At 70.5% G+C, this 24,907-nt stretch carries 23 protein-coding genes and 1 pseudogene; 14 read left to right on the top strand and 10 right to left on the bottom strand.

Going from position 1 to position 24,907, the window contains the following annotated elements; all coding sequences use genetic code 11:
• Positions 1-172 precede the first annotated feature (172 nt).
• A protein-coding gene (locus VFE05_16010) for an IS3 family transposase (GenBank protein HET6231578.1) occupies positions 173-1,377 on the bottom strand; the annotation gives its coding sequence in 2 pieces (ribosomal slippage) (positions 173-1,086 and positions 1,086-1,377; 1,206 coding nt in all).
• A 273-nt stretch (positions 1,378-1,650) separates the two neighbouring features.
• Between VFE05_16010 and VFE05_16005 the strand changes: the two genes are divergently transcribed.
• The 5 genes from VFE05_16005 (at position 1,651) to VFE05_15985 (ending at position 4,647) form a co-directional block, all read left to right on the top strand.
• Positions 1,651-2,214, top strand: coding sequence for a DUF2127 domain-containing protein (locus VFE05_16005; protein ID HET6231577.1), 564 nt, complete (start codon positions 1,651-1,653; stop codon positions 2,212-2,214).
• 105 nt (positions 2,215-2,319) lie between these two features.
• Entirely contained in the window at positions 2,320-2,979 is a 660-nt protein-coding gene (locus tag VFE05_16000) for a hypothetical protein (protein ID HET6231576.1), read from the top strand.
• Between the two features lie 62 nt (positions 2,980-3,041).
• Positions 3,042-3,440 (top strand): hypothetical protein, encoded by a 399-nt coding sequence (locus tag VFE05_15995; protein HET6231575.1) that lies wholly within the window; start codon positions 3,042-3,044, stop codon positions 3,438-3,440.
• Positions 3,441-3,555: 115 nt separating this feature from the next.
• Positions 3,556-4,002, top strand: coding sequence for a hypothetical protein (locus tag VFE05_15990; protein ID HET6231574.1), 447 nt, complete (start codon positions 3,556-3,558; stop codon positions 4,000-4,002).
• A 240-nt stretch (positions 4,003-4,242) separates the two neighbouring features.
• Entirely contained in the window at positions 4,243-4,647 is a 405-nt protein-coding gene (locus tag VFE05_15985) for a DoxX family membrane protein (protein HET6231573.1), read from the top strand.
• Between the two features lie 111 nt (positions 4,648-4,758).
• Here VFE05_15985 and VFE05_15980 read toward each other — a convergent pair whose 3' ends face one another.
• Positions 4,759-5,217, bottom strand: coding sequence for a YaiI/YqxD family protein (locus VFE05_15980; GenBank protein ID HET6231572.1), 459 nt, complete (start codon positions 5,215-5,217; stop codon positions 4,759-4,761).
• Between the two features lie 326 nt (positions 5,218-5,543).
• On the opposite strand from VFE05_15980, the gene VFE05_15975 reads away from it, so the two are divergent.
• The 3 genes from VFE05_15975 to VFE05_15965 all read left to right on the top strand — a co-directional run bounded on the left by VFE05_15975 (position 5,544) and on the right by VFE05_15965 (position 7,311).
• Entirely contained in the window at positions 5,544-6,035 is a 492-nt protein-coding gene (locus VFE05_15975; protein ID HET6231571.1) for a hypothetical protein, read from the top strand.
• A gap of 99 nt (positions 6,036-6,134) precedes the next feature.
• A complete protein-coding gene (locus VFE05_15970) occupies positions 6,135-6,365 on the top strand; it encodes a hypothetical protein (protein HET6231570.1) in 231 nt (76 codons plus the stop codon).
• A 250-nt stretch (positions 6,366-6,615) separates the two neighbouring features.
• Positions 6,616-7,311 carry a carboxypeptidase regulatory-like domain-containing protein gene (locus VFE05_15965; GenBank protein HET6231569.1) on the top strand — a complete coding sequence of 232 codons (696 nt, stop codon included), beginning with the start codon at positions 6,616-6,618 and terminating at the stop codon, positions 7,309-7,311.
• A gap of 154 nt (positions 7,312-7,465) precedes the next feature.
• Here the strand turns inward: VFE05_15965 and VFE05_15960 are convergent, their stop codons facing one another.
• The 3 genes from VFE05_15960 to VFE05_15950 all read right to left on the bottom strand — a co-directional run bounded on the left by VFE05_15960 (position 7,466) and on the right by VFE05_15950 (position 11,382).
• On the bottom strand, positions 7,466-7,924 hold the full coding sequence (locus tag VFE05_15960) for a carboxymuconolactone decarboxylase family protein (GenBank protein HET6231568.1): 459 nt from the start codon (positions 7,922-7,924) through the stop codon (positions 7,466-7,468).
• A 222-nt stretch (positions 7,925-8,146) separates the two neighbouring features.
• Complete coding sequence (hrpB, locus tag VFE05_15955; GenBank protein ID HET6231567.1) at positions 8,147-10,654, bottom strand: ATP-dependent helicase HrpB; 2,508 nt, start codon at positions 10,652-10,654, stop codon at positions 8,147-8,149.
• Between the two features lie 335 nt (positions 10,655-10,989).
• Positions 10,990-11,382, bottom strand: coding sequence for a hypothetical protein (locus tag VFE05_15950; protein ID HET6231566.1), 393 nt, complete (start codon positions 11,380-11,382; stop codon positions 10,990-10,992).
• 398 nt (positions 11,383-11,780) lie between these two features.
• Here VFE05_15950 and VFE05_15945 point away from each other — a divergent pair, with 398 nt between their 5' ends.
• The 4 genes from VFE05_15945 (at position 11,781) to VFE05_15930 (ending at position 16,489) form a co-directional block, all read left to right on the top strand.
• Positions 11,781-12,806, top strand: a complete 1,026-nt coding sequence (locus tag VFE05_15945) for a hypothetical protein (GenBank protein ID HET6231565.1) — start codon at positions 11,781-11,783, stop codon at positions 12,804-12,806.
• 560 nt (positions 12,807-13,366) lie between these two features.
• Positions 13,367-13,792 carry a VOC family protein gene (locus tag VFE05_15940; GenBank protein ID HET6231564.1) on the top strand — a complete coding sequence of 142 codons (426 nt, stop codon included), beginning with the start codon at positions 13,367-13,369 and terminating at the stop codon, positions 13,790-13,792.
• Positions 13,793-13,969: 177 nt separating this feature from the next.
• Positions 13,970-14,836, top strand: a complete 867-nt coding sequence (locus VFE05_15935; GenBank protein HET6231563.1) for a hypothetical protein — start codon at positions 13,970-13,972, stop codon at positions 14,834-14,836.
• 375 nt (positions 14,837-15,211) lie between these two features.
• On the top strand, positions 15,212-16,489 hold the full coding sequence (locus VFE05_15930) for a hypothetical protein (protein HET6231562.1): 1,278 nt from the start codon (positions 15,212-15,214) through the stop codon (positions 16,487-16,489).
• Positions 16,490-16,524: 35 nt separating this feature from the next.
• Here the strand turns inward: VFE05_15930 and VFE05_15925 are convergent, their stop codons facing one another.
• Positions 16,525-17,004: a hypothetical protein gene (locus VFE05_15925; protein ID HET6231561.1), complete on the bottom strand. Its 480-nt coding sequence runs from the start codon at positions 17,002-17,004 to the stop codon at positions 16,525-16,527.
• A 195-nt stretch (positions 17,005-17,199) separates the two neighbouring features.
• Between VFE05_15925 and VFE05_15920 the strand changes: the two genes are divergently transcribed.
• Complete coding sequence (locus VFE05_15920; GenBank protein HET6231560.1) at positions 17,200-18,393, top strand: hypothetical protein; 1,194 nt, start codon at positions 17,200-17,202, stop codon at positions 18,391-18,393.
• 656 nt (positions 18,394-19,049) lie between these two features.
• Here the strand turns inward: VFE05_15920 and VFE05_15915 are convergent.
• The 4 genes and pseudogenes from VFE05_15915 to VFE05_15900 form a co-directional block, all read right to left on the bottom strand.
• Positions 19,050-19,658, bottom strand: a complete 609-nt coding sequence (locus VFE05_15915; GenBank protein HET6231559.1) for a hypothetical protein — start codon at positions 19,656-19,658, stop codon at positions 19,050-19,052.
• 293 nt (positions 19,659-19,951) lie between these two features.
• Positions 19,952-20,053 (bottom strand): annotated as a pseudogene (locus tag VFE05_15910) (IS1595 family transposase).
• Positions 20,054-20,540: 487 nt separating this feature from the next.
• Positions 20,541-22,130 (bottom strand): M20/M25/M40 family metallo-hydrolase, encoded by a 1,590-nt coding sequence (locus tag VFE05_15905; GenBank protein HET6231558.1) that lies wholly within the window; start codon positions 22,128-22,130, stop codon positions 20,541-20,543.
• Between the two features lie 62 nt (positions 22,131-22,192).
• Positions 22,193-23,353, bottom strand: coding sequence for a DUF4384 domain-containing protein (locus VFE05_15900; GenBank protein ID HET6231557.1), 1,161 nt, complete (start codon positions 23,351-23,353; stop codon positions 22,193-22,195).
• An 882-nt stretch (positions 23,354-24,235) separates the two neighbouring features.
• On the opposite strand from VFE05_15900, the gene VFE05_15895 reads away from it, so the two are divergent.
• On the top strand, positions 24,236-24,907 hold a 672-nt coding region (locus tag VFE05_15895; GenBank protein HET6231556.1), incomplete at its 3' end, for a hypothetical protein.

The following is a 24,907-nucleotide window of genomic DNA, read 5'->3' as shown; positions in this document are numbered from 1 at the left end:
CGACCTGTACCGGCCGAAATACAACCACGTCCGTCCTCACGAGGCGCTGGGCCTGGAGGTGCCTGCCACCCGCTACCGGCCGAGCGAGCGTATGCTGCCACAGCGGCTCTCTGCGGTGGAGTACGAAGCGGGAGAGGTGGTTGGACTTCCCCCCGCGGAGTGGACACGGGGTTTAGGCTGCCTTCGGAGTGAAGGCGAGCCGTGCTTCGTACTCAGCCGGGCAGAGGTACTCGAGGCTGGAGTGACGGCGCTGGGTGTTGTACCAGGTGCCGATGTACTCTGCCGTGTCGCGCTTGGCCATCGCCCGCGTGTGCCAGTCCTCCCGCTCGACCAGCTCCCACTCCATCGTAGCGAAGAAGCTCTCGGCAACTGCGTTGTCCCAGCAGTTCCCCTTGCGGCTCATGGTGGGCACGATGCCGTGCTGCGCCAGGAGCTCCTGGTACTCGTGCGAGGCGTACTGCGATCCACGATCCGAGTGGTGGATCAGCCCCGGCGGCGGCGGCCTGCTCCAGAGCGCCTGCTCCAGGGCACGGGTGACCAACGTCGTCTCCATGGTCTCCGACATCGCATAGCCTACCACGCGCCGGCTCTTCAGGTCCAATACCACGGCCAGGTAGAGCCAGCCCTCGCGTGTAGGCAGGTACGTGATGTCACTGACCCATACCCGATCCACTCCCGCACACTCCGCGGTCGAGAACTGCCGGTCCAGCACGTTCCCGGCGACCCGTAGCGTATGGGACGAGTCCGTTGTCTTCGCACGGACACGCCGCTTCGGCCGGGCACACAGGCCGTCTTCGCGCATCAGCCGCTCGATTCTCCTGCGGCTCGTGCGCACGCCCTGGGCAAGAAGCTCTCGATACACGCGCGGGCTGCCGTACCGGCCCTTGCTCTTCCCGAACGCGGCGCGCACGTGCAGCCGCACCTCCAGCTCACGCGCAGGTCGCTGCACGAGGCGACCCCGCTTCTTCCACGCGTAGTACCCGGCCTTCGACACCTCCAGCACCCGGCAGAGCGTCTGCACGGGATACTGGCTCGCGTGGCTGCGGATGAAGTCGTACCTCACCGCAGCTCTCTGGCAAAGAAGGCCGCTGCTTTTTTTAGGATCTCGCGCTCCTGCCGCAGGATCTCCACCTCGCACCGCAGGCGGCGGATCTCCTCCTCCGCGCTGGGCAGCCGTCCGTTGCCTGGGAAGACGTCTTCCGCCTTCCCCAGCCCGCCCTTCCCCTGCGCCGCCCGCCTCCAGTTGCGCAGCATGTCGGGCCGGATCCCCAGCTCACGGGCTACACCGGCATTCGAGCGCCCCTCCTGCTCCACCAGACGCACCGCCTCGATCTTGAACTCGGCCGTGAACTGCCGCCGATTCTTCTTCCCTTCCATTGGAACACCTCCTTCTCGCCCACTCCTACCCCGTGGGCTTATCTCGGTGTCCGTTCCGGTGAGGGAAGTCCACGCTGCGTCGCGTAACGGTGGGCTCGGTCTTGCACGGGCGGACGTCTGCGGCGATGCTTGATGAGGCGCGCCGCGGCCGTCCGCCTTCGTTTCGGACCTGCGTCCGGCCTGTTTCTTCGACTTCCACGATTCCCGTCCGTTCCCGCGAGTTGCGAGGGCGGCGGGCAGCCGGCATACATGCAACAGAGCGTACCCAGGCCCGTGCCCCCACCCCCCGTCCGCACCACCCAGAAGCGCTGGCTGCGGGTGATCGCGAGCGTGAAGTTCCTCCAGGGCATCCTGCTCATGCTCACGGGCATGGCGGCGCTGCGCCTGCTGAACCCCGGCGCGGCGGCGCAGCTCCAGCAGTGGGTGGAGGGCCTGTCGTTCCGCGAAGACTACCGGCTGCTGCAGGACGTGCTCACCCAGGTCACCGGCCTCAGCCGGCGCACGCTGGTTGGGCTGGGCGTCGGCGCGTTCCTGTACGCCGGCCTCTTCTGGACCGAGGGCATCGGGCTGTGGATGGGGAAGCGCTGGGCCGAGTACCTCACCGTGATCGCCACGGCGTCGCTGGTGCCGTGGGAGCTGTACGAGGTGCTGCACCGCGGCTCGCTGCCCAAGCTGCTCCTGCTGCTGGGCAACCTGGCCGTGGTCGTCTACCTCGTCGTGGTGCTGCGCCGCGGCTCGCGCGCGCACGCGGCCGAGGTGCAGGCCGCGTCCACCCCGCCCTCGCAGCGCGAGCCGAAGCCGGAGCGCGAGCGGGAGCCGGCCGACCGCGCGTCGTGAGAGAGGTGCGCGGGCAGGCGGCACTTGCGTGAGGCGGCGCGCGGTGATTGAATTGTGCGCTCTTCGCGGGTCGGGCGGCTCACTTCGGTAGGGGCGGTTTCAGGGATGCAGACGCAGACGGTGTACGAGATCATCGGCTACGTGGCCTCGGGCCTCGTGGCCGTTTCGCTCATGATGAGCCGCATCCTGCGGCTGCGGGTCATCAACCTGGTGGGGTCGGCCACGTTCGCGGTGTACGGGCTGCTCATCCACGCCTATCCCGTGGCGGCGATGAACACCTTCATCGTCTTCATCAACGTCTACTACCTGGCGAAGATGATGCGCAGCCGCGAGTACTTCCGCCTGCTGAAGGTGGAGCCCACGTCCGAGTACGTGGGGTACTTCCTGCGCTTCTACGAGCAGGAAGTTCGCCTCTACCTTCCCGGCTTCTCGTTCGCGCCCGCGGCGGACCAGCTCACGCTGCTCATCCTGCGCGACCTGGTGCCCGCGGGGCTGTTCATCGCCGAGCCGGCGGGGCAGGGGACCCTGCGCGTGCTGGTGGACTTCGTGATCCCGCAGTACCGCGACTTCAAGACCGGAAACTACCTGTACCGCGAGCAGGCCGAGTTCTTCCGCGCCCGGGGCGTACGCGACTTCGTGACCTCGCCCGGCAACCCGGTGCACGCGCAGTACCTGCGGAAGATCGGCTTCTCGCCCATCGACCCGTCGGACCCCGCGTCGGACTACCGCTTCGACCTGGCCGACGCCGAGGTCGCCGCGGCCTGACCGCACGGCGTTCACGGGAGATGCAGCGCGGACCCGTCCCCCCCGGCGAGAGGAGGCAGGCGATGAGCTACGATCCGTCCGTGGGCCCCGACCGGGCCGAGTGGCTGGCGCTGGACGAAGGCGAGCGGATGCAGCTCGTCGCAGAGTACCATCGCCGTTGGGGCGAGCCGGCGGAGCACCACGAGATGCACACCATCCTCCACGCGGTCGTGGAGACGCAGGTCGCGATGGGCGACGCGACGCCGGCCGCGGCGACCTTGCGGCGGCTGCGCCGCGAAGGTCTGACCAGGCACGAGGGCATCCACGCCATCAGCTGCGTGCTCGTGAGCTACCTTCACGCCGTCCAGACCGGCCGCGAGAGGCGCCCCGACTGGGGCACCACGGCGTACTACGACGACCTCAAGCGGCTGACGCGCAACCGGTGGTACGCGGAGTACGTGGACCGCGTGGAGGACGAGTAAGCCCCTGCCGCTGCTCGGCATCCGCTGCTGCGTGACTGCGGAAGTCTCGATCCGCGGGAGCAGCGCGTTCTCCGGGTGAACGCTTCCGGCTCCCATCCGCCCCACGAGGAAACCCATGCGCCGCCTGCTGCTCCTTCTCCCGTTCGCCCTCGCCGCCTGCCGGGCGGACGGCACGCTGCCCTCGCCTTCGGGCCAGCGCCCCGGCACGATCCTGTACTATGCCGACCCGGTGCGCATCACGGCGCCGGCGTCGTGGCCCGCGGGGCAGCCCTTCCAGGTCACCGTCGTCACCTACGCGAACGGATGCGTCACCAGGGGCGACACGCAGGTCGACGTGCGCGGCCTCTCCGCGGACATCAAGGTCTTTGACCGTGACGACGACCTCAACCCGGCGGCGCTGTGTCTGGCCTCGCTCCACGAGCTCTCGCACCAGACCACGCTCCTGGTGAGCAGCCCGGGCACCGCGAAGATCCGCGTCCACGGCCGCTCGGAGCCGGACAACAAGCCCCACACCGTCACCGTGACCGTGCAGATCGACGCGGCGCCGTTCCCCACGGGCTGATCGGCCGGCAAGCACCTCGTTCCGCGAGGTCACGCAGGACATTTCACGCGCGAGGGCGGATGGCAGCGATGCCGTCCGCCCTCATGTCGTTGTAACGCTCGTCGCCCCGCTGTAGCTTCGGTGCGGAGAGCCTGTCGCTGCCGAAGGGGAGCCCCGTCCCTCGCATCGGGCGAGGTGGTCCTCTCCGCATACGTCGAAAGCAGGGAGATGCGGGAGATGCGACGCGGCGCGGGTGATGGCGTGCGGGCAGAACGATGGCGGGACGGGCGGTGGATCTCGCGCGGCGTGCTGGCGGCGGTGTTCGCGGGCGCGGGGGCGATGCACTTCGTCCTTCCGGACGCCTACGCGCGCATCGTCCCGCCGTACCTGCCGCACCCCGTGCTGCTGGTGTACGTGAGCGGCTTTTTGGAGATGGCGGGCGGCGTGGGGCTGCTGCTGCCGCCCGTGCGGAGGGCGGCGGCGGTCGGACTCGTCCTGCTGCTGCTCGCCGTCTGGCCCGCGAACCTGCAGATGGTGCTCGCCGCGCGCGCCGCCCACGCGCCCGCATGGGCCGTCGCGCTGCTGTGGGCGCGCATGCCGCTGCAGCTCCTGCTGATGGCGTGGGTGTGGTGGTCCGCCCGCGCCGCCCCTCGGCCGACGGCGTAGCGGCGAGCGCCGCATCCGGCGACCGAGCGGATCGGCCGGCCGCGGGAGATGCGGGCCGCCGGAGGCTGCGGATGCGGCCGATGGTCTCGCGCCGGCGCCGCGGCCGGCGCGTCAGCGGGCGCGGAGGGCGCGGGTGAGGATGCGGTCCAGGGCGCCCGCGAACGCCTGCTTGTCCTTGGGCCCGTACGGGCGCGCGCCGCCGGTCTCCACGCCCGCCCCGCGCAGGCCGTCCATGAAGTCGCGCACGGCCAGGCGCTCGCCCACGTTCTCGGCGTCGTACTCCTCGCCGCGCGGGTCGATCACGGTCACGCGCTTCTCCACGAGGCTCGCGGCGAGCGGGATGTCTGCCGTGACGGCCACGTCGCCGGGCTGCGCGTGCGTGGCGATGTGCAGGTCGGCCACGTCGGGCCCGCCGTCCACGCGCACCGAGGTGACGAACGGGTTGCCGGGCGGCACCGGCATCCGCTGGTTCGCCACCAGCACCGTCTCCATCTCCAGCCGCTTGGCGGCGCGGAAGACGATCTCCTTCACGTCGCGCGGCGCGGCGTCCGCATCGATCCAGAGCTTCAAGGGCAGATCCGCAGGCCGAAGGTCAATCCGAGGTTCGTCATCCCTTCAAGATAGCGCCCCGCGCCGCATCCCGCCGCGCATCTCCCGATCCTCCTCCGGCGCGCGTCTCCGCCAGCGCGCGGGCAAGCGAGACCCGCGCTCCGGCGTCTGCGGTCCGGCAGGGCGAGGAACAAGCTTGTGCGGCGCCGGGCCCGGGCTCAGCTTATGGCGTGCAAGCCTGCCTCCCGGTTCCAGCCTGCCTCTCGCCGCCCAGCTGACGGATTCACCAGCATCCGCCGGTGATGATGCTCGTTGCGCGCAAACTTCCCTCCCAACCGATCCCACCGATGGCCGACGAATACATCCGCATCTGCCCCATTCCGTCATGCCGTGCGTTCAACGCGGCCGATGCGTTCGACTGCGCGGCGTGCGGTACCTCGCTGGACGGAACCGTCCCCGTGTTGCGGCCCGCCTTGGAGCCCGAAGCACTGCAATACGACGTGCCGGACCCCGAGGAGACCGCCCGCGGCGACCGCCGCAGGATCGCGATGTTGCTGCTCCAGGGCTTCCTGGTGCTCACGCTCGTTTCGTGGGCCGGGTTCGCGCGGCTGGTGCTCGAGCTCGTGCACGACCCGCGGGGCTACGGCCCCTTGAAGTCGTGGCTGGTCTCGGCGCCGTTCTGGCTCTACCCCGTCATGGTGATCGGGTGCAGCGTCCTCGCCTGGCGCACCGTGCGCGACGGCTATCCGCGCGAGGCGATGCAGTTCCTGGGCGTCGCGGTCGGCTACATGTTCTTCGCCCCCGTGGCGACGTACTTCCTGGCGATCCTGCTGCACTGAGGCGCTGGCGTTGCGGAAGATGCGTTGCGGGGTTGCCGCGCGGGGGCTCTTCCGTCAGCTTTGGCGGCGGTTTCCTTCTCCCCCTCCGCAGGCTCCGTGATGGCTTCGTCTCCCGTTCGGCGCGCGTTCTTCCAGCTCGCAGGCTCCGTGGTTGCGGTGGATGTGGTCGCCATCGCCGCGTACTACGCCACGGATGTAGGCCACGCGGGGCCGCGCACCCGCACCATCTTCACCGCGGTCTGGGTCGCGCTCACGTTCGGCGTGGTGCTCGTGGGCCTGCGCCGCATGCGCCAGGCGCGCGGCATCGGCACGCGCTCGGCCCGGCGCTGACGCGCATCCGCGGAGGCGCCGCCGGAGCGTGCATCCGCGGCCCGCGCGTCTCCGCCACAACATCGCGAGAAGATCGCGAGAAGATCGCGAGAAGATCGCGCCGCCGTCCATCTTCCGAATGCTCTTCATCCTTTTCGGTCCATCGAACATGCGCGCCCTCTCGATTCCCATCTTCCGCACCCGTTCGTCCTGCGCTGAACCCCGCCTCGTGCCCCGGCTCGCGGCGGTGCTCTGTGCGTCGATCGCTGGCATGGCGTCGCCCGGCGCGGCCAAGGCGCAGCAGCCCACGACGCTCACGGTGCACGTGGTCGCGGAGAAGGACAGCACGCCGCTGGAGTCGGTGCGCGTGGTGCTGCCGGGCACGAGCTTCGGGGGGCGCTCGGACCGCGCCGGGAACGTGCGCATCCGCGGCATCCCGCCGGGCTCGCACCTGGTGCAGGTGGTGCGGCTGGGCTACCAGACCGAGCGGTTCCTGGCCACGATGCCCGCCGGCAGCACGCTGGAGATGGACGTGGCGCTGGTGCCCGGGGTCGCCGTTCTCGACTCCGTGCGGGTGGTGGCGAAGCGCCACGCGACGGTGCTGGAGACGAACGGCTTCTTCACGCGGCAGCGGCAGGGGCTGGGCGACTTCCTGACGCGCGACCAGATCGAGCGGATGGGCCCCACGGTGCACACCACCGAGCTGCTGCGCAACACGCGCGGCATGCACCTGATCCCCCGGCACGACGGCCTGGGCTACATCCTGGTCTCCGGCCGAACCTCCGGCGGGTCGTGCCCGCCCGCGCTGTACGTGGACGGGATGCAGCAGGACGCCGAGGTCGTGGACGACGTGCTGCCGGAGACCATCGAGGGCATCGAGTCGTACCCCGCCGCCGAGGCGCCCACGCAATACGCGGGAGATGCGGCCTGCGGGGTCGTGCTCATCTGGACCCGGCTGACCAAGTAGCCGGGAGATGCGCATCGTCCGCCCGATCATCGCTTGGAGCGAGGTTGGCGAGCGCGGTAGATGAAGACGGCGGAGGGGGATGCGGGCCTCGCATCCCCCTCCGCCGTCTTCGTGCGCGATGTGCCGGCTCCGCGATACCGGCGCCGGACGCGGGTCAGGCGGAACGGGACAGCGACGCGGGGGGCTGCCGGAACGAGATGGCGATGCGGTTGTAGGCGTTGATCAGCCCGATGGCGATGGTGAGGTCCGCCATCTCCTTCTCGCCGAACTCCGCCGCCGCGGCCTGGTAGACGTCGTCCGGCGCGTGGGTCTGGGAGATCAGCGTGACGGCCTCGGTCCAGGCCAGTGCCGCGCGCTCGCGGTCGGAGAAGTACGCGCCGGCTTCCCGCCAGGCGGGCAGGAGCATCAGCTTCTCGGCCGTGGCGCCATCCTTCAGCGCGTCGTGCGTGTGCATGTCGATGCAGAACGCGCAGCCGTTGATCTGCGACGCGCGCAGGAACACCAGGTCCAGCAGGGGCTTGGGAAGGCCGGACCGGAGGAGGTAGCCGGACACGCCGGCCAGCGCCTTCATGCCGTCGGCCGCAAGGGTCTGATAGGCAGATCGCTGAGACATGGGCTCGTCTTCGAGTGGTGGGTTCGGCTGCCGGGGCGGGGGATCGGGTGTGTCGCCCCTCCGGCGGCCGTGGCGCGGCGTAGCTCCCGCTGCGCGGGCTGGCTCTCCCGCCAGCTTTACCCCGCGCCCGCGGACGAGTGCACCGGCGGAGCGGAAATCCCGGGCAAGCTACGGATGAGCTCGCCCGGCGGAGACGCGCCGCCGTCGGTGCGGATGCGGCCGTCACGGGGTGCGGGGCTTGGCGCGGGCGGTGGGGACGGCCTGGAGCGGGTCGTCCGGCCAGTGGTGCTTGGGGTAGCGGCCGCGCAGGTCCTTGCGCACCTCGAAGTAGCTGCCGCGCCAGAAGCCGCCCAGGTCGCGCGTGACCTGCACCGGCCGGTGCGCGGGCGACAGCAGGTGCAGCATGAGGGGAACCGTGCCCCGGAAGATGCGCGGCGTCTCCGCCAGCCCGAACATCTCCTGGAGCCGCACCGCCAGCACCGGCGCCTCCGCGTCCGCATAGTCGATGGGGATGCGGGAGCCGCTGGGCACGGTGAGATGGGTGGGCGCGAGCTGGTCCAGCGCGGACCGCTGCTGCCAGTCCAGCCGCCCCAGCAGCGCATCCGCCACGTCGATGCGTGCCAGCTCGTCACCCCGGCGGACGCCGGACAGGCGCGGCCCAAGCCACTCCGGAAGCGTTGCGAGGAGCGCATCGTCCGACACGTCCGGCCACGAGACGTCGTGCGCGTGCAGGAAAGCCAGGCGCTCGCGCAGGCGCAGCGCGGCGTCCGTCCACGGCAGCACGCTCAGCCCCTCCCGCGCGATGCCGTCCCCGATGGCCGCGGCGACGGCGTCGGGGTCCGGGTCGCGCACGGGGCTCTCCGCCAGGACGATGGCGCCGAGCCGGTCGCGCCGCCACGCCCGCACCGCCCGCGCATCCGCATCCCACTCCACGGCCGTCTCCCGCACCACCTCGCCCCCGAAGTGCTCCTCGAGGTCCGCCTCGGGCAACGGCGCGGCGAGGTAGATGCGGCTCTCGCGTCCCTGCCCGTCCACGTCCGCCGCCACGAGGTACGGCGCGCCGCCCAGCGTCTGCGCGCCCGTGAGCGCGGCGCCGCGACCGTTGCGCAGAAGGTAGCGCCCGCCGCCGCCCGGCCGCCGCTGCGCGATCCGGTCGGGGTACGCGAAGGCCAGCAGCAGCCCGCACGCCTCCGCATCCGCCGGGGAATCTCCGCGGACGCCCAGGCGCTCGCGCCACTGCCGCGCATCCGCGGCGGCGCGGCGGCAGGCCTCGCGGTCCACGGCGGCGCCGGCGTATCGCCCCGCACCTCGTCCCCCGCCGCATTCGCGCAGCGCATCCACCCGAAGCCGTACGTCCGCGTCGGGCGGCCCGCCGTCGCCGCGCAGGATGTCGCGCTCGCCGAGCAGCGCGGCAAGGTCGCACGCCAGCGCGCCGTGCCCGAGCGCCCGCGCCCGCAGCAGCATGTGCGCGAGCCGCGGGTGGAGCGCCAGGCCGGCCATCTCCCGCCCGTGCGCCGTGATCGCGCCGTCGTCCGCCAGCGCGCCCAGCTCGCGGAAGAGGTCGCGCGCCTGCGCGAAGGCCGCAGCGGGCGGCGGGTCCAGCCAGGCCAGCTCGCCGGGGTCGGCGACGCCCCACGCCGCGAGCTCCAGGGCGAGCGGCGCCAGGTCCGCCTCCAGGATCTCCGGCGCGGAGTGCGGCAGCAGGTGAAGGTGCTCCGGCCACAGGCGATAGCACACGCCCGGCCCCAGCCGCCCCGCCCGCCCCCGGCGCTGGTCTGCCGAGGCACGCGAGACGCGCGTCGTCTCCAGCCGCGTCATCCCCGTGCGCGGCGAGAAGCGTGGCACACGCGACCAGCCGGAATCCACCACCACGCGCACGCCTTCGATGGTGAGGCTCGTCTCGGCGATCGACGTGGCGAGCACCACCTTGCGCGTGCCCGGCGCGGCGGGGCGGATGGCGCGGTCCTGCGCATCCTGCGGCAGGTTGCCGTACAGCGGGTGGACGATGACGTCGCGGCCGAGATGCGCCTCGGCGAGCGCCGATTCCACCTGCCGGATCTCGCCCGCGCCGGGAAGGAAGACGAGCACGTCGCCGTCCTCCGCCTGCAACGCGTCCAGCACCCCCACGGCGACTGCGGGCGCTATGCGGTCCGTCTTCCGGTCCACGTGCCGCGTTTCCACCGGGTGCATGCGGCCGGCGCTGGTCACCAGGGGCGCATCGCCCAGCAGCGCGGCGACGGATTCGCCGTCCAGCGTCGCGGACATCACCAGCAGGCGCAGGTCGTCGCGCAGCACCGCCTGCGACTGGAGGCAGAGCGCGAGGCCCAGGTCCGCGTGCAGGCTGCGCTCGTGGAACTCGTCGAAGATCACGAGGCCCACGCCCTCCAGCGCCGGATCGCCCTGGAGCATGCGGGCGAGAACGCCTTCGGTCACAACTTCGATCCTGGTGCGCGGGCCCACGCGCGTGTCCATTCGCATGCGGTGGCCCACGGTGTCGCCCACGCGCTCGCCCAGCAGCGAGGCCATGCGCGCCGCCGCCGCGCGCGCCGCGAGCCGCCGCGGCTCCAGCATCACGATCTTCCCGCCGCGCAGCCAACGCTCCTCCAGCAGTGCCAGCGGAACGCGCGTGGTCTTGCCCGCGCCCGGCGGCGCCTGGAGCACCGCCGCCGTCCGGTCCCGCAGCACGCCGCGCAGCTCCGGCAGCACCTCGTCGATCGGGAGGCCGCTCATCGGGCCGGGGAGGATGGGTTTCGCATGGCCGAATGGCTAACGGACGCGCGTCCGGCTGTCCAGCGCCCGCCATTCATCTACCGTGCACGAAGGCGAGCGGGCGATGCGATCCGCTCCAGTTTGAGCTACGCTCTCACACGCCTCGAATCAGGCCCGAGAAGCGACAATTGTTGAGAATGGACATTTCGTGCACATCCCACATCCCGACGGTATTTGTGTCGGTGTTACATGGTTCAGGAGTCGGTAGATGCGGACCGGCCGCGCGGGGAATCTCCTGCGCGGCCGGTTCTGTCTTCGCTCGACTCGAAGGGCGGCGATGCGCCTCCGCCGATGGGTCAGGGCTGGCGGGTGTAGACGAAGGGCTGCGCGGGTTCGCGGGAGATGCGCAGCGTGCCGCGCAGGCTGTCGCGCCCGGCCAGCCGCCCGCTGAAGTGCTCGCGCACGCCCGTGTCGCGGGTGAGGTCCAGCGTGAGCACGCGCGAGCGGTACGTCCCGCGGATGCGCGTGGTGCCGCGCCGCCCGGCCTCCATCATGTACGTGCCGCTGCCGCTCACCGCGGTTCCCCGCACCCGCAGCGACATCGACTCGAAGTACGTGACGGGGCGCCCGCGGTGCATCCACGAACCCTGTACCGGGCTCGCGGCGATGGCACCGCCGCTCTCGGGGCGCACCGAATTGGGGCACGCCAGCACTGCGGCGAACGCCGCCACCACGCCGATTCCGACCATTTCACCCCCGTTTCGGTTCGCAGACTCGTATGCTCCACCCGTGAACGGCATCCGTGCAGGGATCGTGCGCGGCCGAATCGCCACCTCGGAAGACGTAAGTCCCTTTTGCGTCATGCGGGGGCACTCTTTTGGAGCGCTCCGCTCCAGATGAGTGCACCATACGAATGCTCGTAACGTCACGTAAGTAGCGGATGAAGAAACGGTTAAGATAGTTCGCCACGTGGCTTGGGCCGTGCTTTGTCTCCGGGCAGCTCCCAACATGAGCCTGGCAGCGCTCCGCACCCGACCATTCGGGTGCGGGAATTCCTTTGAGCGGCGTTCCCGCTCGGGGCGAGCGCATGGAGAGGAGCGGTGCGGATGAGCCGCACCAACGTCGTCTCACCTCGTTTGGAGGACGCATGACCCGTTTCTCTTCGCTCGCCCTGGCTTCCGCCGGACTGCTCGCCCTCGGTGCCTGCTCCGATGCGAGCAGCAAGCTCACCTCGCCGGCGGTCTCGCCGTCGGATGCGAGCCTCTCCATGCAGGCCTCGCGCCCGCACCTCGGCGCAGTGCCGGTCCGTGGCTCGGCGGCGGCACTCGGCGCGGCCCGCCGCGCCACCAGCCCGACCCACGGCGTGGTGACGACCAACAAGATCCAGTACCACAACGGCCCCGTCGTCTACTCGACGAAGGTGGCGGCCGTGTACTGGGCCAGCGCGCGCATCTACAACGGCGGCCCCACGCCGGGCACCACGGGCGCCGGCTCGGCCGACGGCTCGCTGGTGGGCTACATGATGGCGCACCTGGGCGGCTCGCCGTACTTCAACATCAACACCACGTACACCGACGGCGCCAACGTCAAGATCAACAACTCGGTCACCTACACGCAGTTCTGGGCCAACAACACGTTCAGCGTGCCGAGCGGCACCACCAACGTGAGCGACGCCAGCATGCTGGCCATGCTCGCCTACGGCTTCAACAACGGCAAGCTGACCTACGACGCGAACACCGTCTACAACATCTTCACCAGCGGCAGCGTGAACCTGGGCGGCGGCTTCGGCACCCAGTACTGCGCGTACCACTCGGACGGCTTCGTGACCGTGGGCGGCGTGTCGAAGCACGTGCTGTACTCGGCCGAGCCCTACGTGAACGCCAAGGCGGCCGCCTGCACGGCCGGCTACGCTTCGGCGAACGGCGACCCGGCGGCGGACGCCGAGGTGAGCACGCTGGCGCACGAGATCGAGGAGACCACGACCGACCCGTACGGCACGGGCTGGTGGTCGTCGACGACCGGCGAGGAGAACGCCGACATGTGCGCCTGGACGTTCGGCACCACCTACACCAGCGGCGCCGGCAAGGCCAACATGCTGCTGGGTGCCAAGAACTTCATGATCCAGCAGAACTGGGTCAACGCTTCGGGCGGCTACTGCTCGAGGAGCTTCTGAGCTGCTTCCGCGCTCCGGCCGGCTTCGGCCGGCGGGACGACTGAACGGCTCGGGAAGATGACGAACACCCCCGGCGGAGCGATCCGCCGGGGGTGTTCGCGTTGTACGATGGAGTCGTTCGATGGAGGGCGTCTGCCGATGCGCACCCACGGTCCCGGGCGCGATCCGTTTTGCCCGCAACGCTCGTCCGTTCGGGAGATGCGGGGCCTCTCACGAGCGTTCTAAGTACGCCTGACAAAACCGTCGCGTAAGCAGCACCGTCACCTCCGTCCGGCCCTGCGCAAGCGCCGCATCATCCATTGCATCGCCCGCTGTGGCGTCGAGCCCAAGAACCGCCTGGGACGCTACCGCTGGGGATCGAATGGACGCTCTCCTTACTCAACTTCCGGCGCCTGAAAACCGCTACGAGCACCGGGTTGACATCCATCTGGCCTTCTTGCAGCTTGGCTGCGCCCTCATCTCCCTGCGTTTCCTCGGCCAACCGCGTCCGACTCGCGAGAACGGCCGGCCGGGACCGCGCGCACGGCCCCTACTATCCTACGGACATGACGATCAAGAGATTGGACCACGTCAGCGTCGTCGTCGACGACCTTGCAGCCGCTATCGCTTTCTTCACCGCGCTCGGCATGACGATCGAGGGCCAGGCGCCGATCGAGGGCCCGTGGGTGGACCGCATCAACGGGCTCGAAGGTGTCCAGGTCGACATCGTCATGATGCGGACCCCAGACGGGCACGGGCGGCTTGAGCTGACGAAGTTTCGCAATCCCAAACTGGTCGAGATCGAACCGGCGATCGCACCGCCGAACGCGCTGGGCCTCCGGAGCGTCATGTTTACAGTCGAAAGCGTGGACGACACTGTCGCTCGCCTTCGCGCCCACGGCGCCGAGCTCGTCGGCGAGGTGGCCCAGTACGAGGACAAGTACAGACTCTGCTACATGCGAGGCCCTGGGAGCATCATCGTCTCGCTGGCCGAGGAACTCTTCTGAAGCGTTCACCGCCTTCGGAGAAATTGGGGGCGTCCTAAGGCGCTCCTTCGCCTCGATCCCATGGTTCGCAGCCATCCTGCTTTCTCGCCTACTCGGGCCGCAGTTTTGTCAGGCGCACTCGACGGGTGAGCTGACTGCACGACACGTGGGGCATGATCCCTGCTCGTTTGCGGCGGCATGAACCGACCTTCGCCCGTCTTCGCCGCGCTCTGCCTCTCGCTGGGGCTCGCCGCCTGCCGCAAGGACCACGTGGAGATCCGCGGCAGCCTGGGAGGCCAGGCCGCGGCGGGCGACTCGGCGCGCGTGAGCGTCTGGGCAGTGGAGGCCGAGCGTGAGGCGCCGGTGCAGGACGGCGCGTTCGAGCTCAAGGATCTGGCCCCCGGCCCCGTCACGCTCCAGCTGCGGCGCGCCGGAAGCCCGGTGGGCCACATCTCCATCCCCGCGCTGCCCGCCGGCACCGTGCTCACGCTGAACGGGCTGCGGGTGGATGCCGCCTCGGGCCGCGCCTTCCCGTCGTCGGTGGAGATGAGCGGCGGGAAGATGATCACGCTGAACGGCGTACGCATGGCGCCGGACGGCACGCTGCCCGACACGGTGGATGCCACCGGCACCGTCCTCGCCGTATCGGACGACGATGCGGCGCTGCTCGTCCGCACCGCCGACGCGGAGATGCCGGACCTGCGCGTGGTGGTCACGCCGGGGACGCAGACGCTGGGCCCCGCCGGCTCGGTGGCCGCCATCCGCCTCGGGCGCGGGGACACGGTGCGCGTGCAGGGCGCCACACACCGCGGCTACGTGGTGGCCACGCGCCTGACCGTGCCGCAGCGCGCGCTCATCGGCGCGACCCCGCGGGTGGAAGCGGATGCGGACGCGGAGCCCGGTGCGGAAGACGGTCCGGCGCGCGCGGAGCGCACCGAAGCGCCTGCCGTGCCGGTTGCCGCCGTGCCCGCCGCGTTCGTCCTGCCCCGGTTCTCGCCACCGGGCAAGGGCGGCGGCCACGGCAACGGCCGGGGACGCGGCCACGGACGAAAGGGCAAGCACTAGCGCCCGCTCCGCATCGCCGGAGGAAGGGTTGCGAATCCGCCCGATCAGGCCTCCCGCCATCTGCCGAAGCCGCTTCATCTCCCCGGCTCCCCATCTCCCGCCATCGCCTGGCCCGAAGCTCGTCGGAGTTCCGGCTGCTGAGCGCGCGATTCATCTGCCTGCCAGGCGACCGCGCTGCGCTCATCCCGAATGCACTCTTATGGGCGCGAAGCGGCTGTAATGGCTGCGGAACGTGCGTGTAGATGGCCCATTCCGCGCGCATCGGTGCGGTGGCGCTGGAATCTGGGTGCGTTGCGCGTTAGCGTGTAAGGAGCGGATGCGGCACCGCGCGGTACCGGTGCCTTCTCACCCCACGCAGCAGGGCGGCATCACCCAATGACCAACCTATCCGGCGGGCTGCAGATGGCGTCGCCCGGCGCCGCGAACCGGCACAAGGTCCCTCCGCCGCCCACCTGGCCGCGCAACGAGCTGGACCTCCTCAAGGACTGCGACTCGGTGCTGGGCCTGGCCCTCTGGCGCCTCGTGCGCGACGTGCGCCTGTGGGCCGCCGTGCCCCCCGACGACCGCCGCGAAGCCTTCCGCCCGCGCACCGACGAGGCGCGCGAGCGGCTCGCGTGCGCCGTGCGCGAGGCGCCCGAGATCGCGCGCCCGCTGGAGCTGCTGGCCGCCGTGTCGTGGTTCCCGGAGATGGCACGCCCGGCCGAGGTCGCCGACGCCTGCCGCCGCGTCAGGGAATGGGCCGACGAGCGGCGGATGATGGAGACCGCGCTGCAGTTCGCCGAGGTTGCCGCCCTGGCGGACCCGGAGGACCCGGCGCATGCCTATGCGGCGGGGCGGGTCACCCGGCGAGCGGGCGCCAACTTCCGCTCTGCCGCGTGGTACCAGCGCGCGATCGGGCTGGCGCGCCGCAGCCACGACTCGGTGACATACATCGAGGCGCACCTGGGCTACGGTAACCTGCTGTGCCAGACGGGTGAGTTTCCCACCGCACGCCCCTACCACCTCAAGGCTGCCCGAAAGGGCATCCGGGCGGGAAGACGTGACCTTGCAGGCGCAGGGCACCACAATCTCCTATGCCTGGAAATCGCCACGGACAACATCGCTGAAGCCGAGTTCCACTTCAGGCGGGCGTTCGAACTGTACCCGGTCCGGCATTCGCGCGTGCCGCACCTCATCCATGACTACGGTTATGGAATCTTGGTTTGCAACCATGCGTCTACGGCGCTTTCGCTGTTCGACCTCCTCCTTCCCCGGATCGACGCCGTGGACCCGTTTCGAGTGATCCTGATCGGCAACGTGAGCCGTGCGTCCGCGGTGATGCGCGACCATCTGCGTTTCGACGAAGCGCGCCTCGAGGTGGCACGCCTGGCCAAGTTGAGCGACGAGTACGCTTCTCCGGCATTGATCCAAACCTCGGAAGGTGCCCGCGTACTTGGCCTCTGGGACATCGCCGAGGAGTGTGCCGCGGCTGCGCTCGACATCGCGATCGCGCGGCGAGAGGGCGAGGTACAGCGAACTGCGACAAAGCTCCTCGATTCGATTTCGGTGCGCGGCACGACGCCGCGAAGCACGGACCTCGCGCCCCCGCCGAACGTTCGCGAGCTGGTCCGGCTCAGCTCGCAGCGGCTACGGAAGTTCCCGGAGAAGAGCTGACTTCCGACAGCCTGTCGAAACTCGGGTTCCGCCGCTCAGGTGCACGGCACGAGAACAATGTGACCCGACCCTGCCGTCCCGATCTCGTTCCCCGTCTGGCAGGTTCCGTCAGCCGCGATCACCGGTCCAGTCACGACACTGGAAGTCGTTTCCTCGCCCGTCTTCCGCCCCTGCATGCCTCGTCTGGTGCCGCCATGGACCGCGTGGCCGCTCCCCGCAGTTCCGATCTCGTCGCTGGCCGCAGGCAGAGGCAGATGACTGCCCAGCCCGATTTCTCCGCCGGTCACGCTAACCGGGGTTGCCGCGAACCCTGTGCCGACTGGCCCGCCGTTCTCCCCGGCCGCGTACCCGCCACTTCCCGCCGTCCAGCCGCCCTCGGCCGAGATCAGGTTCCCGGAGCCGAGCCCGTGTCCGTCGTCACTGCGTGCCGCGTCCGGTCCCACGAGGCGCGTGGGGGCGTCGGCGCAGGCGGCGAGGGAGGCGCCGAGGAGGGTGCAGATGAGCAGCTTTTTCATGTGTCCACTTCTCCGGTAAGGTGGTTTGTGCGGGGGTGCCTGTAGATGATAGTCCACACGCTTCCCGCCGACAACCGATACCGGTCCGGGGGCGCGTTTCCGGGCAACAATCGCGACTATCGATGGGGCGGATGCACGGGTAACGTGGCGGTGAAGCGCGCGTAATCCCTTGCCCCCCCTTGCTCCGAGCCCGCCATGAGCGCATCCACCCCCTTGCCCGCCTCCGGCAACGGCAATCCCCGCCCGGCGCGCCGGTGGTGCGTTCCCCCGGCAATCCTCCGCGAGGCGGGCGAGACGCTGGAAGGTGTCCACATTCTCACCGAGTTTCCGAGCCACCTGGGCCTGCTCCTCTTCGTCTCCGCGCGCGACGTGACGCTGTGGTCCAGCATACCCGGCGGGGCCCGTGCGGACGTGTTCGCGCCGGCCGCCGCCCAGCGCCGCCGGCACCTCCACCGGTGCGCCGCCCCGCCGCAGGAGCTCGCGCAGCCCATGGGCGTGCTGGAGTCGCTGGTCGCCCGCCCGGCGGATTCGGACCCGGCGGAGCTTGCGGCGGCGTGCCTGGCGGTGTCGGACTGGGCGGGCGCCGAGGGCGGCGCGGCCACGGCGCTCACGTTCGCGCAGGCGGGCGCCACCGCGTCGCCGCGCGACCCGGCACCGGCGCTCCGGGCGGGCACGCTGGCGCTGCGGCAGGGCAAGGACTTCCGGGGAGAGAGCTGGCTCCGGCGCGCCGTGGGGCTGGCGCGCCACGGGATCGACCGGCGCGCGTACGGCGAGGCGCAGGTGCAGCTGGGCGGGCTGTACCTGGGGCGCGGCGACCTGCCGGCGGCGGAGAAGGCGTTCATGGCGGGCGTGCGCGCCGGCCAGCGCTGCGCCGCCGCCGAGGTGCGGGCGGGCGGCTACCACGGCCTCTTCCAGGTCTCGATGGCGCGGGGGGACGAAGTGGGCGCGGAGCGCTTCGCCCGCCTGGCCGTGCGCATCCGCGGGCGCGAGCACGAGGGCTACCGCGCGCTGGCGCACGGGCTGGCGTCGCTGTGGGTGGGGCAGGGGAAGCACGCGCGCGCCCTGGTGCTGCTGCGCGAGCTCGCCCCCGCCCGGCGCGACACGGCCACGCGGGGAGCGAGCCTCGCCCTCCTCGCCCGCGCGGCGGCGGGCGCCGGCGAGCCGGAGGAGTACGACCGCGCGTGGAGCCAGGCATGGACGCTGCTGCGCCGGTTGGGCGTGTCCGACACCACGCATCACCCGTTCGTGGACCTGGCCCGCGCCGCGCGTTCCGCCGGCGACCTGCACCGGCTGAACCAGGCGTTGCGCGCCGCGCGCGCCGTAGCCGCCAACCCCCGCGACTCCGCCGCCGTCACCGCCGCCGAAGCCGAGATCCGCGCCCCCGCGTGAGCGGGCTCCCATCACCAAGGGCGCTCATCCATCTCATACCGAAGCCCGTGCGCCGTTCAGCCTTGGCCATAGCCGCGAGCGCGATTTCCGTCGCAGGCTGCGTTCTCCACTCCTCGGCCACCACACTTCCCTGAGCATTGAATGAGAAAACCTTCGTCGGTTTGTCGTCGGAGAGTTCTGCTTGTTGCAAGTCTCGGCAGTGTGCTCGCTGGATGCATCGATTCTGAACCTACACTTGCGCCAGGGACTCACCGCCGACTGATCGCACCCGATTGGCAGGCCCGTGGTGAATTCGTGATTCCCTCGTTGCCGGGTGGAGGAGTACCGCTCACGAGTACCGGGATAACCCTGCAGGACGGCGAGAGGGCACGAGTCCTGGTCGCCGGCGCCATCGGTCTGGAATACAACCAGAGCTACTCGCTCGCCTGCGGAATCGCCGACAGCCCACCAACACCGCCGTACAACTGGGGCCCATTCTGTCCTGGCGGAGCACCATATTCCGGGATGGGCGTCAGCCCGCGGGGACTTGCGGCTCTTGATGATGCATTCTGGGTCCGGCTGACGATCACGAGGCCGAACGGACAGGTTGTCTCGATACCTTATGCTGTATCCGGTGATATTTTGCGACCCGAGATTACAGGTAGTGACTCCATTTTTCAGTGGTATGCAGAGTGAGTCAGAAACTCCACCCAACTCCACACGTGGTCGGTTAACCCCACCGCCATCGCAGGCGAGCGCTGCAGATACCGCCGCTGATCGGGAAGTCCCGCCTGTTCGACCCGCAGCGCCTGGTGCGTACGCATCCAGTTCTCCTCGAACAGGCTCATCGCCACCGCGCCATCCCACGTCGTGCTCCGCTTCGCGAACGCGTGCGTCTTCCGGCTCAGGCAACCCAGCCGGTCACGCAGCACCCCGTTCCTACGCTCGATGTGCACGGTGTAGGCGTGGCTCGGCTTGGGACCGAAGCAGTGCCGTACCCGTACAGCCACGATCCGTCTGCCTTCGCGCGTCTTGACCACTTGGGTGAGCCCCACGCCCGGTGTCTGCTCCAGCCGCGGCCGACCGGCCCGTCCGGTGCGCACCGGATCGCGATACACCCGCTTCACCCACTTCTCATAACTGCCGCTGCCATCGCTCACCCACACGATCCCACGTCGTTGCGCCGTGCGATCGCGCGTCTGCCGCACCACCTCCGGCGCAGCCGCCTCCTCGCTCGCACCCGCGTTCCACGCCACCACGAACCGGCTCTTCCGATCCTGGCTCACGCACCCCCAACGGGGGCCGTCCACTGGCTCGCCCACCCCCTCCTGTGCCTCAGCTGGCCCCTCGTGAGCGTCCGACTCGCGTTTCCGACAAACGACCAGAAGGCGTCGATCTCCACCTCGTCCAACTCCACCTCCTTCACCAGCAGCCGCGTAAGCTCCTCCGCGTGGTCACCCGCGAGGCGCAGCCATTCGCCGATCGTCTCGTACTTGTGGCCGCTGATCTCCTCCGCTGCCCGCAGGCTCCCGCGCCGCATTACGATCAGCAGCGTCCGCGCGATCTCCTCAGGCGCGGTGTGCAGCCGGTACAGTGGTGTCCCGTACGTAGCCCCGAAGCTCTTGCCGCAGTCCCGACAGTGCAGGCGCGGGTGACCCCGGCTGCTCCCGTTCTTCCGCACCGACATGTCCCCGCAGTGCGGGCACGGATTGCTCCCCTCCACTTTCCTTCGCTCCATCTCTGCCTCCGGGTGTGGGTTGTCCGCACCACTTCCACACCTGACATTCTACATCTCAACCTACCGCTGATAAAGGGAGTCACTACCCGGCAGGATGACAGCGGTGAATAATCAGGGCACGTCACCCGGCGCGGCCGCGCAGGCGCTACGACACGCGATGATAGTGCCGGCAGCAGCCCGCGCAGGCGGGCTTCGTGCCTTTGTAGCCCGCGGCTTTAGCCGCCAGGGCGGTGCCCCAGTCGTTGCCCGCGGTTTCGGCGCCACGCAGGCACCTCTGCATCGCCTCTTCAAGCCGCAGGGCAGGCGCACAACAAAACGGCGGTGGATCGTATGGAGCCGATCCACCGCCGTTCATCTACAGTGCTGTTTATTGATGATCATCCACCGATCGTCTCGCATCTCATCCGACGACACGCTGAGGCCGACCGATCTACCGGACCATGTTGCGGACTTCTTCCAGGCCCTTGGGGTCCCAGCGGGGGCGCTGGGGGGCGTTGGCGACGTCGCTGGCGAGGAAGAAGACCAGCCGGGCGATGCGCGCCGCCTTGCCCGTATCGATCTTCTCCACCTCGTCGCCGGGCTGGTGGTAGTCCGCATGCACGCCGCTGAAGAAGAAGATGGCGGGCACTTCCTTGCGCGCGAAGTTGTAGTGGTCCGACCGGAAGAAGAAGCGCTGCTGCGGCCAGATGTCGTCTGCCGCGACCAGGTTCAGCTCCGGATGCGCGGCGCGGATGGCGTTCACCGTGGCGCCCATCGTGGAGTACGTCTTCCCGATCACCACCACGCTGTCCGGGCTGTTGCGCCCGATCATGTCCACGTTGATGTCGCCCACGATCTGGCCAAGCGGCACCGTGGGGTGGTCCGAGAACCATTCCGAGCCCAGCAGCCCCTTCTCCTCGCCGCTCACGTGCAGGAAGATCACGGAGCGCCTGGGCGCCACCGGCAGCGAAGCCATCGCCTGCGCGACTTCGAGGATGCCCGCCGTGCCGGACGCGTCGTCATCCGCGCCGTTGTAGATGGAGTCGCCGTTCACCGGCCGGCCCACGCCCACGTGGTCCATGTGCGCGGAGACGACCACGTACTCGTTCCGCAGCGCGGGATCGCTCCCCGGGAGGACGGCGACCACGTTGGGCGCGCGGGCCTGGTCCAGCTCCCGCGCCCACGCGGCGAAGTGGCCCTGCAGGTTGGGCAGCGGCACCGGGGCGGAGACCGTGGCGGGCTGCGCGTTCAGGTCCACCCCCGCGCGCCGGGCGATGCCTTCGGCCGCGGCGTGCGTCAGGTAGAAGACGGCGATCTCGCGGTCGTTCGGCACCGCGCGCGAAGCCTCGCGGCTCGTGGCGGCGAAACGGCGGAAGCTGCTGTCCGGGAACGCGGGATCGAGGATGACGGCGACGGCCGTGGCACCGGCCTCCTGCGCGCGGCGGCGGGCGCGGGTGTTCGCCGTCCGCCAGTCGCGCGAGGGGCCGCCGGGGATCGCGACCATCGGGATCGTCCCCGCGTAGTCGCCCTGCGGCAGCCCGCGTGCATCCAGCTGGCCCACGTACACGAGGCGCGCGTGGTTCATGTCCACGCCCGCGCGCGCCGGAGCGGGAGCCGCGTAGAAGTCCGTCCCGTACCCCAGCATCACGTTCTGCCCCGCCCCGTCCACCGTGCCGAAGTGCACCGACGCCGTGTCCAGCGCGCGGCGGGGATACGGATACCACTGGTAGTACGTGCCGCCCTCGCCCATTGGGCGCAGACCGAGCAGCTTGTACTGGTTGACCAGGTAGCTGGCGGCGATGTTCAGCTCCGGGCTGGGCGTGTTGCGCCCGCGCATGAAGTCCGACGCCAGGAACTCGATGCGGGCGTACAGGTCCGCCGGGGTGATGGTGGCCGCCGCGGCGCGCAGGGCGGCCTCGCCGCTCGCGGGGCGCGCGGAGGCGGACGCGCGGGATGCCTGCGCCGCGAGGGAAAACGGAGCCGCGCAGGCGGCGAGCGCCAGCGCGGCTGTGGAGAGGGACACGGACCGGGGTCGCGTCATCGGGTTCTGCTCCTGTCGGCCTTGGCCGTGGTGGGGGTTGCCCGCGCACGGAGGCCGGCGGGTCATGCCGGCGGCCGTGCTCGGGGACTGCTCTCGCCCTTGTCGGGCGCGGGGCGTGGCGGGGGCGCCGCGGCGCGGGGCACGTCGCGCGGGGGCGCCGCGGCCCGCGGGGTCTCGCGCGGCGCTTCGCGGGCGGGCGGGGCCTGGCGCGTGCCCGGGTCGCCGTCGCGCGGGCGGCGCTCCAGCGTGGGGCGCTGCCGGGTGGGCTCGGCCACGCCGCCGCCGCTGCCGTTCGCGTTGTCGCTGCGGCGCGGGGGCCGGTTCACCGTGGGGTTGTCGCTGCGGCGGCCGGTGTAGCCCTGCGCGGGCGGCCGCGTGCTCTCCTTGTAGCCGTAGCGCGGCTGGTACGTGCGGCCCCGCTCGTAGTACGTGCGCCGGTCGCCGCGGAAGGCGCGGGTATCATAATAGTAAGGCTGCTCGCGGAGCAAAGTGCGCACGCGGTCGCAGCTCTCGTACACACTGTTGCGGGCCAGGTACCACGAGCCGTAGCCGTCGTAGCAGGCGTACCGCGGATACGAGTAGTGGCCGCCCACCTGGTAGCTGAACGAGTCCTCGTCGTGGTCCACGTAGCCCCAGTCCGGCACCAGCGCGCGAGCGATTCGGTCCATGGCGTAGAACGGGTCGCCGTACACCACCCGGTCGTCCTGCCACCCCGCCTGCCGGTAGCCGAACAGCCCGCGGATGGACCGGAAGTCCAGCGGCTCGCTGCTCGCGACCGCGAACAGGTAGCCCACGCCGCTGCTGCCGCGCACCGTCCAGGCGCGCGACACACCGCTGTTGGGCAGCGAGTACAGGCGGCGCCCCAGCAGGTAGCCGTCCTCGTAAGGCGAGGACGGGAACAGCATCTCCAGGTTGCCGTTGGTGTCGATGTGCATCACCGCCACGTACGCGTCCGCCGTCGTCCGGAGGAGGATGCGGGTGCGGTCGCCGCTGTTGAACAGGTCGCGCTCGTCCTCCGTCCACACGCGCACGGTCATGCCGCGGCCGGCGGTGCGGGCGCGAGCCGAAAGCTCGGCCGAAGCGGATTGCGGCGTCAGGGATGCGGCGTCGAAAGCCGAAGTATCGGGCAGGGGGCCGGGTGCGCGCGCGGCGTGCACGGTCGCCGAAGCGCCCGTTGCACCCGCGAGCAGCAGGGCGAGCCCCGCGAAAGCCATCTTGCTCATGGTGTTCGTCTCCGTGTGGCAGGAACTTCGGGTTGCAACGAGCAAGCGCCGTACCCTGCCCCAGCGCAAACGCAATGTAGGCTTCCGCCGTCACTTACGCGAGAACTCGCGCTCTCCGCTCCCGCTCGCGTGTCCCCGCCCGTGGACGAACCGCTGTCCCGCGTGGGACGCGTGAAGGCCTCCCGGCATCTCCCGCCCGCTTCGGGGGAGTTGGCGCGGAGAGCCGAACTGCGGGTGGATCGGGTCGATGCGAGGCCGCGCATCCTCTCCGCGCGTTGGCATCCCGCGTCCGCATCTCACGCAAGCCCCGGCTCACTCGGCGGATGCGCGGCGTGTGAGCGAGCCGGGCGCTCATCGACGGAAGATGCGCATCCCCCAACGGCACTCCGCACGCGTCCCATCCGCACCGACGCTCCCATCCGCCGCCTGGACTGCCCAAGATCGATCATGGGGGCTCTCCGAAAAAATTCCGAAGTCAGCATCCCTGGGTTTGATGGGCATCAGGGCAAAGCCGTCGGTGCGGCACCATCGAACGTCCACCACTGCACATCGATCGACTCCTCTTTCCCCGCATCGCCCTCGTCCGGGCCGCGCGCGGGATTACGCGGCAGCAGCACCATCACCCGATCCACCGAACAATGCGCGGGCACAGACTACCACTGCGGAAACGGGAGATGAACAGCGGCTGCGTGGGAGATGCACGGCCTCTCCGGCGGGCCGAAGCCGTCGCGGTTGACGGACGGCGGTCGCGGGTCGTAATTTGAAGGGTTAGCGACCAATTTCCGACAAGGCGCGGTCCCCGGCAAAGGCGGGGCGGCCCGACGGGCGGCGCCGGCGTCTCCCGGGCGCGGCGCACGCGACAGGATCCGGGCCACAGGTGCTGTGCCGCATCCGCTGCTGATCGACTCCTTCCAGACCGTCCCCGCCTTCCGGGAGCTCGCGGCCACCCTGCCGCGCGCCGGCGAGGCGGTGCTCGCCACGGGCCTAGCCGGCTCCGCGCCCGTGCTGATGGTGGCCGCGCTGCACCGCGCCCGCCGCGAGCGGATCTGGATCCTCGCCACCACCTCGCCAGACGCCGCCGAGCAGGTCGCAACCGACCTGGAGGCCGTGCTGGGCGAGGGGGCGGTCTTCCTGTATCCGCAACGCGAGTCGCTGCCGTACGAGCAGGGCGAGCCGCACATGGAGATCGGCGGGGCGCGGGTGGAGGCGCTGGAGGCGCTGCTCTCCGGCCGCGCCGCCCTGGTCGTCACCACCGCGCGCGGCATGCAGGAGCTGTCGCCCGCCGTGGAAGGGCTGGACGAGCTGCGGCTGGAGATCTCCGTCCGCCAGCAGGTCCGGCTCTCCGAGCTTGCCGCGCGGCTGGAGGGAATGGGCTTCGAGCGCGTACCCACCGTAGAGGAGGTGGGCCAGTTCGCGCTGCGCGGCGGCATCGTGGACGTGTTCGGCTTCGGCGCGCCGGAGCCCGCCCGCATCGAGTTCTGGGGCGACGAGGTGGAGTCGATCCGCTACTTCGACATCCTCTCGCAGCTCTCCGTCCGCCCGGTCGACACCCTT

The organism is Longimicrobiaceae bacterium, from assembly GCA_035696245.1.
Classification (GTDB): domain Bacteria; phylum Gemmatimonadota; class Gemmatimonadetes; order Longimicrobiales; family Longimicrobiaceae; genus DASRQW01.
Note: the sequence above shows the minus strand (reverse complement) of the source record. Positions and strands in the feature narration are given on the sequence as shown.